Below are 16161 nucleotides of genomic sequence, written 5' to 3'. Positions count from 1 at the left end.
TGGATCTGCTATGTGGCAAGCGGGCGCGGGTTGGGTATGTTGATGGCCGGAACGACCGATGGAGTTGGCATGGGGATCCCCGTCAGCAGCACCCGCGGCGCGAACGGCACGGCCGCCGTGTCGCTGTCGGGTGAGATCGACTACGCCAACTCCGACGAGGTCGCGCAGGGCCTGCGGGACGCGGTCGCGCAATGGTCGCCCGAGGAGATCCGGGTCGATCTGAGCGGGGCGACGTTCATCGACTCGACCGGTCTGGGCGCGCTGATCGAGGGTTATCGCGCGGCGACCACGGCCGGGTGCCGTTTCGTGGTGACGAATCCGAGTGACAGCTTCCGGCGTGTGCTGACGGTGACCGGGATGATCGAGCTGTTCGGGATGACCGAGGACGCCCGCCTCAGCGAGGCGACCGGCGCGTAAGCGCGCCGGGAAAGCGCTGGATAAACGGAAGGGAACGACCCCCGTCGGGGGTGACGGGGGTCGTCCTGGGATTCGGCTCCGGGGGGGGCGAGCCGAATCGGACCCGGTGATCGCGGGGGGCGCAACCACCGAGAAACCATGCGACGCATCAGAAACGGCAACAGCCGGACCAACGGCCCTGCCCAGCGGTAACGTGAATCTCCGTCGCATCACCAGCATGCCTCAGTACCGGGCAACCGTCGAGTACCCACTGTCACCAGAAATGGCACGATCGCTACCGCGGCGGCATTCCCCGGCCGTTGCGGCTACACTTTCGGCCCGTGGGCCCGAGTGCCGCATTCTTCGACCTCGACAAGACCGTCATCGCCAAGTCCAGCGCGCTGGCCTTCGGGCGGCCTTTCTATCGCGATGGGCTGATCAGCCGGCGTGATGTGGTCAAGTCCGCCTATGCGCAGCTGATGTTCCGGCTCGGCGGCACCGACGAGCAGACCATGGCCCGCACCCGCGACTACCTGGCCGCGCTCTGCAAGGGCTGGAAGGTCGAACAGGTCCAGCAGATCGTCCGGGAGACGCTGCAGGAGCTGATCAATCCGTACGTGTATGCCGAGGCCGCCGCGCTGATCGCCGAGCATCAGGCGGCCGGGCGCGACGTGGTGCTGGTGTCCGCGTCGGGCGACGAGATGGTGCGGCCGATCGGTGCGCTGCTCGGCGTCACCGACATCATCGCGACCCGGATGGGCATCGTGGACGGCCGCTACAGCGGCGAGGTCGAGTTCTACGCCGCCGGGCCGAGCAAGGTCATCGGCGTCGAGGAGCTCGCCGGGCAGCGCGGCTACGACCTCGCGGAGTGTTACGCGTATTCGGATTCGAGCAGCGACCTGCCCCTGCTGGAGGCGGTCGGGCATCCGAGCGTGGTCAATCCGGATCGCGCGCTGCGCCGGGTCGCGCAGGAGCGGCAGTGGCCGGTGCTGGAGTTCCGCCACCCCATCCCGTTGGGCCGCAGGCTGCGTGAACGCCCCGCGGTGCCGGTGGCGGCCGCCGCGCTCGGGGTCGGCGTGGGGGTCGCGATCGGGGTGGCCCTCTACGGGAAGCACCGCAAGCGTCTGACTAATCACGCTTAGTAGCGTTTTCCCTGGTGATCAAGGCCGCGGAGGCGTAGAAAGAAGTCGCGGAACCCGGTGACGGGATCCGCGCACGGCCACCGGGAACCCACGCGCGATCAGCCACGGCAGGCACGTTGCGGCGGGACCCACCGGGAAACCGGCGGGACTGCCGACAACAAGACCCCAGGTGCACGCTTGTTAACCCGGAGGGACGCGCGAGTGGCGGCGCCTCGACACCGAGGCGCCGTCCTTATTTGCAGGCCAGGTGCCTGTTCCGCAGGTCGTGATACACCTCGCGGAACGCGTGCGGGCGGCGGTGGAAGTCGATCCCCTGGGCCCACAGCTCGGTGTCGACCATCGAGCCGTCCCGGCGCTCGATCAGCACCGTCAGGCCGCCCTCGATCTCCCACCGGCCGATCTTGTTGGTGTGCCGGTGCAGCCGGACGTGGGCGATCTCCTCCCAGCGCAGCGTCCGGGAGCGCAGCAGGCCCCGGATCCGCAGGCCGGCCGGGCGCACGTAGACACCCATCTCGAGGATGCGCCAGCCGGCGAGGACCCACACCGCGGCGGTGACCATGGCGAGGACGTGCACCCCCGCGCCGGTCAGGTTGAACAGGCCGACGCTGGCCCAGCCGAGCAGGCCGAACGCCACCGCCTCCCACCCGATCACCAGCCAGCGGCCGGCGCCGGGCGAGTAGGGCCGAATCCAGTCGTCGTCCATCCGCCGAGTATGGCAATCGACCCGCTCGACAACACGGACATTTGATACTTCGATGCGTCAACTGCCCGAAGGTGCGAGAACCTCATCGCCGATCTGGGGAATCTCGTCGGCACCGATGGTGACCGCCGCCGCGTAGTGGCGCAGCCAGGACCGCACGCCGTCCGGGGTGCCCGTCGCATAGGCGCCGGCCGAGCCGAGATACTCCGGTTCGCGTTCGAGGTGCCCCCGCTCGACGCCGACGAGGCCGCGCAGGTCGAAGCCGCGGGAGACGAGGGTGAGCCGGGCGGCGGCGCGGGCGACCACCCCGGCCGGGCCGGCGAACGGCCGGAGCGTGATCAGCTCGGCGTGCACGATCGCGGCCAGCAGCAGTGGCGGCGTCCGTTCGTTGCCGGCCACCAGGCCGGCCAGGGCGTCGACCCGCTCGGCGCCGGAGGTGAGCCGGCCGAGCGCGGACTCGGGCACCGCGCCGCGGGCCGCCAGCATGTGCAGCCGGGCCAGGACCTGACGCGGCGCCCGCGGCCAGAGGTCGACGAGCCCGTCGAGCGCCTCGGAGACCCGCAGGGCACCCTGCACGACCGGATCGGTGACCGTGCCGGCGCGTACCTCGGAAAGGTCGTAGCGGTGGTCCTCCAGGGCCGCGCTGGCGACCGCGGCGCGCAATCCGGTCTCGGCGGCGACCTGACCGCCGTGCCGGCGCAGCGAGCGGTGCCGCAGCGCGGCGTCGACCCGCTCCCGGGCCTCGGCGAACGCGGGCTCGACACCGGTCAGTGCCAGCAGCGGGGCTAGGGGATCGTTCGTCACGCGACCACCGTAGCCGCGAAAAATACCGGAAACATCAGATGCGCGTACGGGTTCAGAAGTGGCAAGATTCGCGCAGTAACGATCAGGATCTGCCCGGTCGGCGCGCACTGGGCACCACTCAGCGCGCGGGACAGGCACGGGCGGCCCGGCCGCAACTAGTGTGCAGACAACAGAGCAGAGGAGCCGCCCTCATGAGCGAAACGCTGGCAAACCTGTCATCGGAGACGCGGCGGTTCGCGCCGCCTGCCGAGCTTGCCGCCAACGCCAATGTCACCGCCGAGGCCTACGCCGAGGCCGACGGGAACCGTCAGGGGTTCTGGGAACAGCAGGCGCAACGGCTCAGCTGGGCCAAGCCGTGGGACCAGGTTCTCGACTGGTCCAACCCGCCGTTCGCCAAGTGGTTCACCGGCGGCGAGCTGAACGTCGCGTACAACTGCGTCGACCGGCACGTCGAGGCCGGGCACGGTGACAAGGTCGCGATCCACTGGGAGGGTGAGCCGGGCGACAGCCGCTCGATCACCTACGCGGACCTGCTCAGGTCCGTCAGCCAGGCCGCCAACACGCTGACCGAGCTGGGCATCACCGCCGGCGACCGGGTGGCCATCTATCTCCCGATGATCCCCGAGGCCGCGGTCGCCATGCTGGCCTGCGCCCGCATCGGTGCGCTGCACAGCGTCGTGTTCGGCGGGTTCTCGGTCGACGCGCTGTCCACCCGGATCCAGGACGCGGACGCCAAGCTGGTGATCACCGCCGACGGCGGTTACCGCCGCGGGAAGCCGTCCGCGCTCAAGCCGACCGTCGACGAGGCGGTGGCGCAGTGCCCCAGCATCGAGCACGTGCTGGTGGTCCGCCGCACCGGTGAGGACGTCGCCTGGGGCGCCAAGGATCTCTGGTGGCACGAGACCGTCGAGCAGGCGAGCGACGAGCACGAGGCGAAGCCGTTCGACGCCGAGCACCCGTTGTTCATCCTGTACACGTCGGGCACCACCGGGAAGCCGAAGGGCATCCTGCACACGACCGGCGGCTACCTGACCCAGGTCTCGTACACCCATCATGCGGTCTTCGATCTGAAGCCCGAGACCGACGTCTACTGGTGCACCGCCGACATCGGCTGGGTCACCGGGCACTCGTACATCGTCTACGGTCCGCTCTCCAACGGCGCCACCCAGGTCATGTATGAGGGCACGCCGGACACGCCGCACCGCGGGCGCTTCTGGGAGGTCGTCGACAAGTACAAGGTGTCCATCCTGTACACCGCGCCCACGCTCATCCGCACGATGATGAAGTGGGGTGACGACATCCCCGCCAAGTACGACCTGTCGTCGCTGCGCGTACTCGGCAGCGTCGGTGAGCCGATCAACCCCGAGGCCTGGATGTGGTATCGGGCCAATGTCGGTCACGACCGCTGCCCGGTGGTGGACACCTGGTGGCAGACCGAGACCGGCGGCATCATGATCTCCCCGCTGCCCGGTGTCACCAGCGCCAAGCCGGGTTCCGCGATGACCCCGCTGCCCGGCATCTCGGCCGACGTGGTGGACGACGAGGCCCGCTCGGTGCCGGACGGCGGCGGCGGGTTCCTGGTGCTGCGTGAGCCGTGGCCGTCGATGCTGCGCACGATCTGGGGCGACGACAAGCGCTTCCTGGACACGTACTGGTCGCGGTTCGGCAAGGGCGCCGGCAACGGCGACGACTGGATCTATTTCGCCGGTGACGGCGCGAAGCGGGACGAGGACGGCGCGCTCTGGCTGCTCGGCCGGGTCGACGACGTCATGCTGATCTCGGGGCACAACATCTCGACCACCGAGGTCGAGTCGGCCCTGGTCTCCCACCCGTCGGTGGCCGAGGCCGCGGTGGTCGGCGCCAACGATCCGACGACCGGGCAGGCGATCGTGGCGTTCACGATCCCGCGGGGCAACGTGGACACCGGCGGCGAGGCGGGCGAGAAGCTGATCCAGGAGCTCCGCGCGCACGTGGCCAAGAAGCTCGGCCCGATCGCGAAGCCGCGGCAGATCATGCTCGTGGCCGAGTTGCCCAAGACCCGGTCCGGCAAAATCATGCGGCGGTTGCTGAAGGACGTGGCAGAGAACAGGTCGCTGGGCGACGTCACGACATTGCAGGATTCGACCGTTATGGACCTGATCTCATCGGGCATGCAATCGTCCAAATCAGACGACTGACCAGCAAATACGTCGACGGCGGTGATACTGATTCCACCGCCGTCGATGTTATGGATTTCCATATCTGATTAAGATCGCGAAAAGATCGTGTAAACACCTAGCCACGCATCGTCACATCTGCATACGTTCTCTCCAGCCCCCATCCGGGGCCTGTTCAGCCGCCGCCATAACCACGGCGTGCGGTCCTGTCAACGGAGGTAACTTAGTGCGCAAGGTAGTCGTAGGACTGCTGGGCGCCGCGATGGTGACCAGCGTCGGGATCTCCGTCCCGGCCGTGGCCCTCGCCGCACCACCTGCCGAGCCGGTATCGGCCGCCCAGGCGGATGCCGCCACAGTGGACGACATCCCCAACCCGCTTTCCGACAAGGCCCGTGCCCTGCGCCAGCAGGCGGTCACGGACGTGCTCACCGGCAAGTCCAAGCCGTTCGAGCGCAACGGCAGCACCGTCGTCAAGGTCGGTGAGACCGCGGGCTCCGGCATCGCGAACCGGTCGCTGGCCGCCGCCGAGGACACCACCGACCAGTACGTCGAGCTGGAGCGCGAGAACACCGACCGGATCTTCGTGATCCTGGCCGAGTTCGGCAACACGCGGCACCCCAGTTACCCCGATGTGGACAGTGACCCGGCGACCCCCGGCCCGGCCACGTTCGAGGGCCCGCTGCACAACGCGATCCCCGAGCCCGACCGCGGCGTCGACAACTCGACGATCTGGCGGTCCGACTACAGCGCCGACTACTACCGCGACCTCTACTTCGGCGAGGGTGCCGGGGTCGAGTCGCTGAAGACCTACATGCAGACCCAGTCGTCGGGGCGTTACAGCGTCGACGGCGAGGTCACCGACTGGGTCAAGGTCCAGTACAACGAGGCGCGGTACGGTCGTGACCTCTGCGGCAGCCACGTCTGCAGCAACGTGCAGCAGCTCGTCCGCGACGCCGCCAACCAGTGGGTCGCCGACCAGCGGACCGCCGGGCGCACCGAGGACGAGATCGTCGCCGACCTGGCCTCGTTCGACCAGCACGACCGCTACGACTACGACAACGACGGCGACTTCAACGAGCCGGACGGCTACATCGACCACTTCCAGATCGTGCACGCCGGCGGCGACCAGGCCGACGGTGACCCGCAGCAGGGCGAGGACGCGATCTGGAGCCACCGCTCGTACGTGAGCGCGGGCGACCAGGGCAACACCGGCCCGGCGAACAACAAGCTCGGTGGCACCCAGGTCGGCAGCACCGGCCTGTGGATCGGCGACTACACGATGCAGCCGGAGAACGGCGGCATGTCGGTCTTCGCCCACGAGTACACCCACGACCTCGGGCTGCCGGACGACTACGACACCACCGGCCGGGGTGACAACGCGAACGAGTACTGGACCCTGATGGCCCAGAACCGTCTCACCACCCCGACCGACGAGGGCATCGGCACCCGCGCCGGCGACATGGGCGCGTGGAACAAGCTGCAGCTCGGCTGGCTCGACTACGAGGTCGTGGTCGCGGGTCAGCAGAAGACGCTGGAGCTCGGCCCCGAGGAGTACAACTCGGAGAAGGCCCAGGCGGCCGTCGTGGTGCTGCCGGACAAGCAGGTCACCACGCCGCTGGGGGCCCCGTACGCGGGCACCAAGCAGTTCTTCTCCGGCAACGAGGACGACCTCGAGACGGCGATGACCAAGGACGTGGACCTCACCGGCAAGACCACCGGCGCGGTCACGCTCAAGGGCCGGTACGCCATCGAGGTCGACTACGACTACCTCTACTTCGAGGCGTCGACCGACGGCGGTGCGAACTGGACCAAGCTCAACGGCACGGTCAACGGCGCGGCGTTCCCGACCGACGGCAGCGGCAACCCGGCGCTGACCGGCAGCACGGCGGGCGCCTGGGCGGACATCGCGGTGCCGCTCACCACGTACGCCGGCAAGAAGATCAAGTTCCGTCTGCACTACCTCACCGACGGTGGCGTCTCCGAGGGCGGCTTCTTCGGTGACAACCTCACGGTGACGGCGGACGGCGCGACCGTGTCGACCGACGGCGCCGAGGGCACGTCCACCTGGGCGCTCAACGGCTTCAAGATCGTCGGCTCGGCGACCACCGCGGCGTACGACAACTTCTACATCGTCGGCAACCGCAACTACGTCGGCTACGACAAGTACCTCAAGACCGGCCCGTACTTCTTCGGATACCCGTCGAAGCCGGACCTCGTGGACCACTTCCCGTACCAGACCGGCGTGCTGATCTCGTACTGGGACACCTCGGTGACCGACAACAACGTCAGCACCCACCCGGGTACGGGCCGCAACCTGTACATCGACTCCCGCCCGGCGCCGGTGTACAACCTGGAGGGCCTGCCGTGGCGGGCCCGCGTGCAGATCTACGACGCACCATTCGGCCTGAAGAAGGCCGATTCGTTCACTCTGCACATCAACGGCAAGGCCAGTTACGTCCGTGGCCAGGCCGCGCAGCCGGTGTTCGACGACACCCAGAAGTACTTCTATGACGAGCTGCCGAGCGCGGGCGTGAAGCTGCCCGCGGCCGGCGTCAAGGTCGAGGTACTGGCACAGACCGGGACATCGGCGAAGATCAAGATCAGCTGATCCACCACGATGGAGGGGCGGTGCCGGGTCACAATTCCGGCACCGCCCTTTTTCATGCCTGTAAAGATCTTGATTAATTTAGCTGTACCACTTCCACGTATCCATTTTTTTACATACGTTCACCTGGGTCCCGAACACGGGACCTCTGCATGCCGAGGACGCTGCATCCAGCGCTTCGGGCACGTCGACGGAGGTACGTAGTGCGCAAAGTAGTCGTGGGACTACTCAGCGCTGCCATGGTGACTGGTGTCGGGATCGCTCTCCCGGCCGTGGCCCAGGCGGCGCCTCCGGTGGAGCCGACTTCGACGGTGGCCGGTAAGGCCCCGAAGAAGGACGACCTCATCAGCCCCCTTGAGGACAAGCGCCGCGAGCTGCGCTCAGCTGCCATTCAGGGTGTCCTGACCGGCAAGCTCAAGACGCAGAAGCGGAACGGCAGCACCGTTGCGAAGGTCGGCAAGACCCAGGGCGGCGGCTTCGCCGAACGCACGGTCGCGGACGCCGGTCAGGACCAGTACGTCGAGCTCGACAACGAGCGCACCGACAAGATCTTCGTGATCCTGGCGGAGTTCGGCAACCAGCGGCACCCGAACTACCCGGACGTCGACAGCGACCCGGCCACCCCGGGTCCGACCACGTTCGAGGGCCCGCTGCACAACAGCATCCCCGAGCCCGACCGCTCGCAGGACAACAGCACGGTCTGGCAGGACGATTACAGCAAGGAACACTTCGAGGAGCTCTACTTCGGTGACGGCAGCAACGCCGACTCGCTGAAGTCGTACTACGAGAAGCAGTCGTCGGGCCGCTACAGCGTCGAGGGCGAGGTGTCCGACTGGGTGAAGGTGCCCTACAACGAGGCCCGCTACGGACGCGACTGCGACATCAACGGTCTCTGCACCGACACCAACGCCTGGGCCCTGATCAAGGACGCCGTGGCGAAGTGGGTCGCCGACCGCAAGGCCGCCGGCAAGACCGACGCCGAGATCGCCACTGAGATCAAGCAGTTCGACCAGTGGGACCGTAACGACTACGACGGCGACGGCGACTTCAACGAGCCGGACGGCTACATCGACCACTTCCAGATCGTCCACGCCGGCGGCGACCAGTCCGACGGTGACCCGCAGCAGGGTGAGGACGCCATCTGGGCGCACCGCTGGAACGCCTACCTGAACCTCGTCGGGGTCGACGGCCCCTCGTACAACCAGTACGGCGGCACCCAGGTCGGCAACACCGGCGTCTGGATCTCCGACTACACCGTGCAGCCCGAGAACGGCGGCGTGAGCGTCTTCGCCCACGAGTACGGCCACGACCTCGGACTCCCGGACGACTACGACGTCTCCGGCACCGGCAGCAACAGCAACCCCGAGCACTGGACCCTGATGGCCCAGAGCCGGCTCAGCGGCGCCGGTGAGGCCCTCGGCACCCGCGCGGGTGACCTCGGTGCCTGGCAGAAGCTGCAGCTCGGCTGGCTCGACTACGAGACGGTCGTCGCCGGTCAGCAGAAGACGCTGAACCTCGGTCCGCAGGAGTACAACACGGACAAGGCCCAGGGCGCGGTCGTGGTCCTGCCCGACAAGACCGTCACCACCCAGCTGGGTGCGCCGTTCGCCGGCACCAAGCAGTACTTCTCCGGCAACGACGACGGCCTCAACACCTCGCTGACCAAGGCGGTCGACCTGACCTCCGCCACGTCGGCGTCGCTCGACCTCAAGGGCCGTTACAGCATCGAAGAGGGTTACGACTACCTCTACTTCGAGGTCTCGCAGGACAACGGCACCACCTGGACCGCGGTCGACGCCACTGTCGACGGCGCGCCCATCGGCACCGACGGCGGCGAGCCGGGTCGTCCCGCGCTCGACGGCACCAGCGGTGGCGCCTGGCAGGACTTCCATGTGCCGCTCGACGCGTACGCGGGCAAGAAGGTCTCGGTCCGTCTGCACTACCTGACCGACGGTGGTGTCTCCGAGGGTGGCTTCTACGGCGACAACCTCACCCTCACGGTGAACGGCTCCGCGATCTCCACCGACGGTGCCGAGGGCACCCCGGCGTGGACCGCCAAGGGCTTCAGTATCGTCGGTTCCACGGTCACGCAGGCGTTCGACAACTTCTACATCGCGGGCAACCGCAGCTACGTGTCCTACGACCAGTACCTCAAGACGGGCCCGTACAACTTCGGTTACCCGGCGAAGCCCGACTGGGTCGAGCACTTCGCGTACCAGCAGGGTCTGCTGATCTCCTACTGGGACACCTCGGTCGCGGACAACAACATCAACGTCCACCCGGGCAGCGGTCGTAACCTGATCATCGACGCGCACCCGGAACCGATCTACAACCTCGAGGGTCTGCCCTGGCGCAACCGCGTCCAGATGTACGACGCCCCGTTCGGCACCAAGAAGGCCGACTCGTTCACGCTGCACATCAACGGCAAGCCCAGCTACGTCCGGGGCCAGGCCGCAGCGACGACGTTCGACGACACCAAGCAGTACTGGTACCCCGAGATCCCGTGGGCCGGCGTCAAGCTGCCCGCCGCCGGGGTCAAGATCCAGGTCACCGAGCAGGCCGGCACCTCCCTGAAGGTCAAGTTCTCCTGACCCTCAGCTCGACGACGATGCCCGGGGCCGCTGTCGGCCCCGGGCATCGCCCTTTCCAGGGAACCTGCGGGGCAAGCCGGGAGTCACAGTCACCGTGAAACATATAAGTACGACCTGTGCCATGTCCCTGATCATCGTGCTGGTGTCGGCGTGCGGATCACCGACCGTGACAGACGGCGTCTCCGCGCCCGTCCCACCCAGCGAGTCGGTCCAGAGCACCCAGCCGTCCACAGCCCCGCCCAGCGAGTCGGCCCCGGCCGCCCCGCCGGCTGCCACCCCGCCCACCCAGCGGCCCGGTCGCCCGCCGAAGACCCCCACGGACAACATCGAAAGCCCGGGCTGGACCGAGGGTTACGTGGTCCGCGGCGGCACCGGCCCCTGCTACGGCCTGCTCGACAGCGACGGTTTCCCGTACGCGATGTATTCCGACGCCGGCACCAAGCTCGAGAAGGGCGACCACGTCCGGGTCCGGGTCGTCCCGGCCAAGCTGCGCATCTACTGCGGCGAAGGCACGCCGGTCACGATGGAGGCCGTCGAACACGTCTCGTAACCGTGATGTCCGCTGCGGGCACCGGCCCGTACGCTGGAACTCATGAGTTCGCAGGTGGACGAGGCAAGCGTGCTGACGGACGGTCCCTGGACCCACCGTTTCGTCGGCGCCAACGGCAGCCGGTTCCACGTCGTCGAGGCGGGCACCGGTCCGCTGGTGCTCCTGCTGCACGGTTTCCCCGAGTTCTGGTGGGCCTGGCACGACATCCTGCCCCGGATCGCCGACGCCGGTTTCCGGGCCGTCGCGATCGACCTGCGCGGCTACGGCGCCAGCGACAAACCACCCCGCGGCTACGACGGCTACACCATGGCCGCCGACGTCACCGGCCTGATCCGGGCGCTCGGCGAGCGTTCCGCGATGATCGTCGGCGCCGGGGCGGGCGGTATGGTCGGCTGGGCCGCCGCCGCGTTCCACCCCAAGATGGTGAGCCGGCTCGTCGTCCTCGGTGCGGCCCACCCGCTGCGCCTGCGAGCGGCCCTGTTCGCCGACCCCCGCGGCCAGCTCTCCGCCACCGCCTCGATCCTCAAGTTCCAGGTCCCCCGCTACGAACACGTCCTCACCCGCGACGACGCGGCGCTGGTCGGCGAGCTCATCCAGCGCTGGAGCGGTCCAGCATGGACAGAGACCGCCGACTACGAGGAGTACGCGGCCCGGTGCCGGGAGGCGATACAGATCCCGCAGGCGGCGTTCTGCGCGCTCGAGGCCTACCGGTGGGTCTTCCGCTCGGCGCTGCGCCTGCAGGGTTACCGCTTCGTCAAGCTCATGCAGCGCCCGCTCATCACCCCGACCCTGCAGATGCACGGCGCCCTCGACACCGCGGTCCTGCCCCGCACCGCGCAGGGATCAGGGCGATACGTGATCGCACCCTACGAGTGGCGCCTCATCGAGAACGCGGGCCACTTCCTGCACCAGGAAGCCCCCGACCTGGTGACCGGCGAGATCCTGCGCTGGCTCAAGAGCTAGACGCGGTGCTCGTACAGCTCGGTGACCTCACCGGCCGGCGCCCAGCCCTGATACACCCCGAAGTCGAACTCCTCGAGCCCCAGAGCCTCGGCCACCGGCGCACGCCCCCCGGTGTATTCCACCCGCAGCCACGTGTCGGCCTCGGCCAGCACGATGAACGGCTGCCCGCGCCACGAGCAGGTCGTCCGCACGTACGTGAGGTCGGTGAACTCCCCGGCCTTCAGCACCCGCACGAAACGACCCGGGCGGGCCTCCTCGAAACCGTCGCCGGCCTCGGGGGCGTAGATACGCACGCTCTCCCCGTCGGGCGAGGCGTCGTACTCACGGCCGCGCCACGTCACCACGTACCCGTCACGCATCCTGCTCACCCACCTTGCGCCAGGCCGGGGCGTCGCTGTCGAAAACAGCGAGCATCCGTTCGTCACCGTCGGCATCGATCCGCCACAGCTGCGCGCCGTGCGGCAGCCGCACACTGTCCACCTTGAACTCGGCGATCACGTCGCTGCCCTCACCGGGCGCGAACCCGTTGCCGCGGAACGGCGGACGCTCGATCACCCAGCCGTCCATCGCACGCAACGCCTGCTCGTTCTGCCCGCCGTACGGGATGCGGTACAGGCTGGGCCGGAAGGCCGCCCACCGGAGCAGGAAGGCCTCCTTGTCGTCCGCGTGATACGGCGACCCGTCGTAGGCCAGGCCGAGCGCGGCGAACAACTCGGCCGGGGTGCGCAGGTGCTCGACCTCGGCGGTCCGGTGCACGAACCCGGCGATCCGGTCGTAACCCCGGTCCAGGTAGTAGTCGACCTGATCCTGCGGAACGGCCTTCTGCATCATCGTCGGCAGCGCGTCGGTCTCCACCGCGGCCACCGGCTCGGCCTCGACCGCACCGGCCTCCACGGGATCGCCGCCGAGACCGGCCTCGGCCGCCCAGCTCGCCAGCGCGATGACCTGCTGCCCGGGATACTTCGCCCCGACCACGGTCCCCGGGTTGACCGAGAACGACCACCCGGAATCCGGCCAGTTCCCGATCAGGTCCACGAACCGTACCGAAGCGGTCCGAACCGGCTCGAGGAAGTGGTCGGCCAGCCGTTCCTCGCTGGTGAACACGACAAGGAAGCGCTCGCCGTCGAGGTCCTCGGTCCGGAACTCGAACCCGGGATCCCCCGGACCAGCGCCGGGCGACGACCCGTCAGCGACCGGCACCAGGACCCCGGCCAGCAGAAGCGTCGACAGGAAGGCGTCGGTGCTGTGCTCGAGCGAGGCAAGGTAGAGATCACGTTCGACCTCGTTGGCCGGCACGAACTCGTCTTCCTGCCCGCCGTACGGATGCCCCGGAACCATCCCGATGGTGGGACCGGCCGCAGTAGGCGCGCCGATGGTCGGCAGGACAGCGGTGGGCTGCACCACCGGGGCACTCGACCGGTTCATGCCGGCGGTGCCGGGAATGACCGGAGGTGCCATCCGAGGAGTGGAGGTCTGCGTGGTCGGCCCCGGCAACGTAAGGCGAGAAGTGACCGCGGGATCAGCCGACGTCGGAGGAACCTCCGGCGAAGCACCGGCCTCCCCCTTCGCGGCCAGCGCCTGAGCGGCCGCGGCCATGCTCGAGGGCTGTTCGGCCGCCGGCGTGACCTGGCGACGAGGAAGCCCGCCGCTCTCTTCCTCACCCGGCAGCGGAGCAGGAATATGACTGGGCACCGGAGGCGTCTGAGCCATCGGGGTCCGCGTGGGCAGCGGCGCGTCCATCGCCTGCAACGGCGGCAGAGTCGCCGGCCCACCCCGGCTGCCCAGGGCATCCAGCGCACTGGGCCCACTGGCCGGAGCCGTGGTCCCCGACCGGCTGGCCAGAGCGTCGAGCGCACTGCCGGTGGGCAGACTGGAACTAGCGAACCCGCCAGGACTGACCTGAGCAACCGGCGCCGGGCTGACCTGGGCCGGACCGACCTGGGCCGGACCGACCTGGGCTGGGCTGCTGACCTGCGGAGGACTGGCGGCCGGGGCGCTCGGAGCAGCCTGACTCACCGGCTGTCCGGAACCAGCCGGCGTGAAGCCACTGAACGAGGTCGTGCTGCTGCCACCGAGCCCCGGCGGGGTAGCCGGAACCCGAGACGGCAGACCGCTGGGAAGAACCCCACCGGGCGTACGCAGCGGAAGCCCACCGGGCCCAACCGACTGCCCGGCACCAGCTCCGGACTCCTGCCCCGAACCACCGAACCCGCCTTGACCAACGCCACCATACCCAGCCGCGCCGCCCTGGCTCTGACCACCCAGTCCGGAACCGCCGACGCCGCCCGGCCCAGCTTGCCCGGCCCGATTCGGCAGAGCACCGCCCTGACCAGCACTTCGGCTCGGCAACGCCCCACCCTGACCAGCCCGGCTGGGCAGCCCACCACCTTGTCCAGCCCGGTCCGGCAGCCCATCACCCTGACCGGCCCGGCTCGGCAGTGCGCCACCTTGAGCGGCGGTCCTGGTGGGCAGAGCCCCACCCTGACCGGCACCGTCCCACGAACCGCCACCCACGCCGGGACCGAAGCCAGCCGGCGCCCCACCGAAGACACCTTGATCAGCACCAGAAACACCCTGGCCGCCGAAGTCACCCTGCGCGCCACCACCCAGCGCGCCACCACCCTGGGCACCGCCGAAGTGGTCCTGCGCGCCACCGACCTGCGGGATCCCGGCCTGAACGCCACCTTGCGCGCCGCTACCCGGAACCCCGCCCTGACCGAAATCGTTCGGGCGGCCGGCGTCATACCCAGACGGAGCGTCATAGCCCGAGGCCACAGCCCCCGCCCCAGGCGCAGTCCCGGACCCAGGCGCAGTCCCGGACCCAGGCGCAGTCCCGGACCCAGGCGCAGTCCCGGACCCGGCCGCAGCGCCATAACCAGCGGCGGCACCGTAACCGGGCGCGGCCCCAGAACCAGGCGCGGCCCCAGAACCGGGCGCAGCACCGTAACCAGCTGCGGCACCAAACCCTGCCGCGGCACCATAGCCACTTGCGGCACCAGATCCAGCCGCAGCGCCATAACCAGCTGCGCCACCAGACCCGGCCGCGGCGCCGTAACCGTCCGCGGCACCAGAGCCGTAACCATCCGCTGCACCAGACCCGGCCGCAGCACCGTAACCAGCTGCGGCACCAGAGCCAGCCGCAGCACCATAGCCAGCTGCGGCACCAGAGCCAGCCGCAGCACCATAGCCAGCGGCAGCGCCGTAGCCGTCCGCAGGTGCGTAGCCATCCGCTGCGCCGTAGTTCGCCGCGCCGCCATAGCCGGCCGCGTTCATGTCCTGACCTGCACCGTTGGACGCTCCCGCCGCCGCGAGTGCGCCGGGGGCCGATGCTCCGTACGGTTCTCCGGAGACCGGGCCACCGGATGCCGGGTTCGCATAATCCTGGGAGGCTGCGACGCTCGCCGCCATGGCCGCGGCCTGGAGGTCCGGGATACGGCTGGGCGCGTTACTGCCGTCACGGCCTGGGCCGCGGGTCGGCAGGCGCAGGTCACCGCGACTGAGCTGAGCCACGAACCAGGCCGGCAGGTATCCTTCGATCGGCAGGCCGGGGTTTACCGCCAGCCACCATTCGATGTGCGGCCAGGTCTCGGCCAGCTCCTGGTAGGCGACACGCCGCGCGGACCCTGTGTAGTCCGCAAGACAGGACTGCAGGGCCGCCGGTGAAGTAAATGCAAGCACGTGCGTACGCCCGCCGGTGCTCCATGTTCCCCAGCCCAGCGGCTCAAGGCCGGCCAGGGCATCTGCGGAAACAGGTAGCAGCAGGTCGACGCCGGCGAGAATGCGGAAGTAGGACTCCTGGTCATCCGTGCGCAACGCATTGCGCATGGCTCCCTCGGCGTCCGTAGCCGGTTCCCACTCGGTCACGTCCACCTCTCCCTTCGCGGCGAACGGGCCACCTCAACGCGTACAACCTACAAGGTCAGGCCACGATCACAATGGGCGGCCGCTCGCCTACACCAAACCGATCCCCTAACGACTCCAATAGTCGCGCTCAGGAACCACGCCGTGACTTTGGGTAGCCACATTCCGGACCGCAGCCCCGAAATCACCTCTTGATCATCGCAGCACCCAGACAGGCCCGCACTCATGCGGTGATCATCTCGCCAGTCGCCCCGGGCCAAGGTCTGCACAAAAGACGCATACCAACCAATCCGAGTAGTTGATCAAGTTCGGCGAGGCACCACCCGCCAAATCGGACGCGACACCGGCCCAGCAACGCACCCAACCCAAGAACAACCTCAGCCCGGCCACAAA

At 68.8% G+C, this 16161-nt stretch carries 11 protein-coding genes and 1 pseudogene; 7 read left to right on the top strand and 5 right to left on the bottom strand.

Features of this window, described 5'->3' with window-relative positions:
* The first annotated feature begins 69 nt into the window (after positions 1–69).
* Positions 70–417 (top strand): STAS domain-containing protein, encoded by a 348-nt coding sequence (locus ACIA6A_RS22125; RefSeq protein WP_396099670.1) that lies wholly within the window; start codon positions 70–72, stop codon positions 415–417.
* A 320-nt stretch (positions 418–737) separates the two neighbouring features.
* Positions 738–1538 carry an HAD family hydrolase gene (locus tag ACIA6A_RS22120; protein WP_396099669.1) on the top strand — a complete coding sequence of 267 codons (801 nt, stop codon included), beginning with the start codon at positions 738–740 and terminating at the stop codon, positions 1536–1538.
* Positions 1539–1770: 232 nt separating this feature from the next.
* Here the strand turns inward: ACIA6A_RS22120 and ACIA6A_RS22115 are convergent, their stop codons facing one another.
* Together ACIA6A_RS22115 and ACIA6A_RS22110 are read right to left on the bottom strand one after the other, a co-directional pair.
* Positions 1771–2241 carry a PH domain-containing protein gene (locus ACIA6A_RS22115; protein WP_396099668.1) on the bottom strand — a complete coding sequence of 157 codons (471 nt, stop codon included), beginning with the start codon at positions 2239–2241 and terminating at the stop codon, positions 1771–1773.
* 57 nt (positions 2242–2298) lie between these two features.
* Positions 2299–3042 (bottom strand): oxidoreductase, encoded by a 744-nt coding sequence (locus ACIA6A_RS22110; protein WP_396099667.1) that lies wholly within the window; start codon positions 3040–3042, stop codon positions 2299–2301.
* Positions 3043–3233: 191 nt separating this feature from the next.
* On the opposite strand from ACIA6A_RS22110, the gene acs reads away from it, so the two are divergent.
* The 5 genes from acs to ACIA6A_RS22085 all read left to right on the top strand — a co-directional run bounded on the left by acs (position 3234) and on the right by ACIA6A_RS22085 (position 11907).
* Entirely contained in the window at positions 3234–5219 is a 1986-nt protein-coding gene (gene acs / locus ACIA6A_RS22105; RefSeq protein WP_396099666.1) for an acetate--CoA ligase, read from the top strand.
* A gap of 241 nt (positions 5220–5460) precedes the next feature.
* On the top strand, positions 5461–7806 hold the full coding sequence (locus ACIA6A_RS22100; protein WP_396099964.1) for an immune inhibitor A domain-containing protein: 2346 nt from the start codon (positions 5461–5463) through the stop codon (positions 7804–7806).
* 215 nt (positions 7807–8021) lie between these two features.
* Positions 8022–10394 (top strand): immune inhibitor A domain-containing protein, encoded by a 2373-nt coding sequence (locus ACIA6A_RS22095; RefSeq protein ID WP_396099963.1) that lies wholly within the window; start codon positions 8022–8024, stop codon positions 10392–10394.
* A gap of 121 nt (positions 10395–10515) precedes the next feature.
* Positions 10516–10944 carry a hypothetical protein gene (locus ACIA6A_RS22090; protein ID WP_396099665.1) on the top strand — a complete coding sequence of 143 codons (429 nt, stop codon included), beginning with the start codon at positions 10516–10518 and terminating at the stop codon, positions 10942–10944.
* 42 nt (positions 10945–10986) lie between these two features.
* A complete protein-coding gene (locus tag ACIA6A_RS22085) occupies positions 10987–11907 on the top strand; it encodes an alpha/beta fold hydrolase (RefSeq protein ID WP_396099664.1) in 921 nt (306 codons plus the stop codon).
* On the opposite strand, the gene ACIA6A_RS22080 is transcribed toward ACIA6A_RS22085, so the two are convergent.
* From ACIA6A_RS22080 to ACIA6A_RS22070, 3 genes and pseudogenes are all read right to left on the bottom strand, one after another.
* Positions 11904–12266, bottom strand: a complete 363-nt coding sequence (locus ACIA6A_RS22080) for a hypothetical protein (RefSeq protein WP_396099663.1) — start codon at positions 12264–12266, stop codon at positions 11904–11906. The two genes, ACIA6A_RS22085 and ACIA6A_RS22080, sit on opposite strands and share 4 nt — an antisense overlap.
* Positions 12259–13365, bottom strand: a complete 1107-nt coding sequence (locus ACIA6A_RS22075; RefSeq protein WP_396099962.1) for an SseB family protein — start codon at positions 13363–13365, stop codon at positions 12259–12261. Before ACIA6A_RS22075 ends, ACIA6A_RS22080 begins: the two co-directional genes overlap by 8 nt.
* A 2016-nt stretch (positions 13366–15381) precedes the next feature.
* Positions 15382–15771: pseudogene (locus tag ACIA6A_RS22070) on the bottom strand (SseB family protein); the annotation flags it as partial.
* Between the last annotated feature and the right edge of the window lie 390 nt (positions 15772–16161).

It is taken from the genome of Actinoplanes sp. NPDC051494 (assembly GCF_044454705.1).
Lineage (GTDB): Bacteria > Actinomycetota > Actinomycetes > Mycobacteriales > Micromonosporaceae > Actinoplanes.
The sequence above is the reverse complement of the archived record's forward strand: the minus strand, read 5'-3'. Positions and strand labels throughout refer to the sequence as shown.

What these genes read in the sequence shown, in the direction of transcription:
- ACIA6A_RS22125 (WP_396099670.1), top strand. Translation starts at nt 70, where the DNA reads ATGGGGATCCCCGTCAGCAGCACCCGCGGCGCGAACGGCACGGCCGCC.
- ACIA6A_RS22100 (WP_396099964.1), top strand. Translation starts at nt 5,461, where the DNA reads ATGGTGACCAGCGTCGGGATCTCCGTCCCGGCCGTGGCCCTCGCCGCA.
- ACIA6A_RS22085 (WP_396099664.1), top strand. Translation starts at nt 10,987, where the DNA reads ATGAGTTCGCAGGTGGACGAGGCAAGCGTGCTGACGGACGGTCCCTGG.
- ACIA6A_RS22115 (WP_396099668.1), bottom strand. Translation starts at nt 2,241, where the DNA reads ATGGACGACGACTGGATTCGGCCCTACTCGCCCGGCGCCGGCCGCTGG.
- ACIA6A_RS22090 (WP_396099665.1), top strand. Translation starts at nt 10,516, where the DNA reads ATGTCCCTGATCATCGTGCTGGTGTCGGCGTGCGGATCACCGACCGTG.
- ACIA6A_RS22075 (WP_396099962.1), bottom strand. Translation starts at nt 13,365, where the DNA reads ATGGCACCTCCGGTCATTCCCGGCACCGCCGGCATGAACCGGTCGAGT.
- ACIA6A_RS22080 (WP_396099663.1), bottom strand. Translation starts at nt 12,266, where the DNA reads ATGCGTGACGGGTACGTGGTGACGTGGCGCGGCCGTGAGTACGACGCC.
- acs (WP_396099666.1), top strand. Translation starts at nt 3,234, where the DNA reads ATGAGCGAAACGCTGGCAAACCTGTCATCGGAGACGCGGCGGTTCGCG.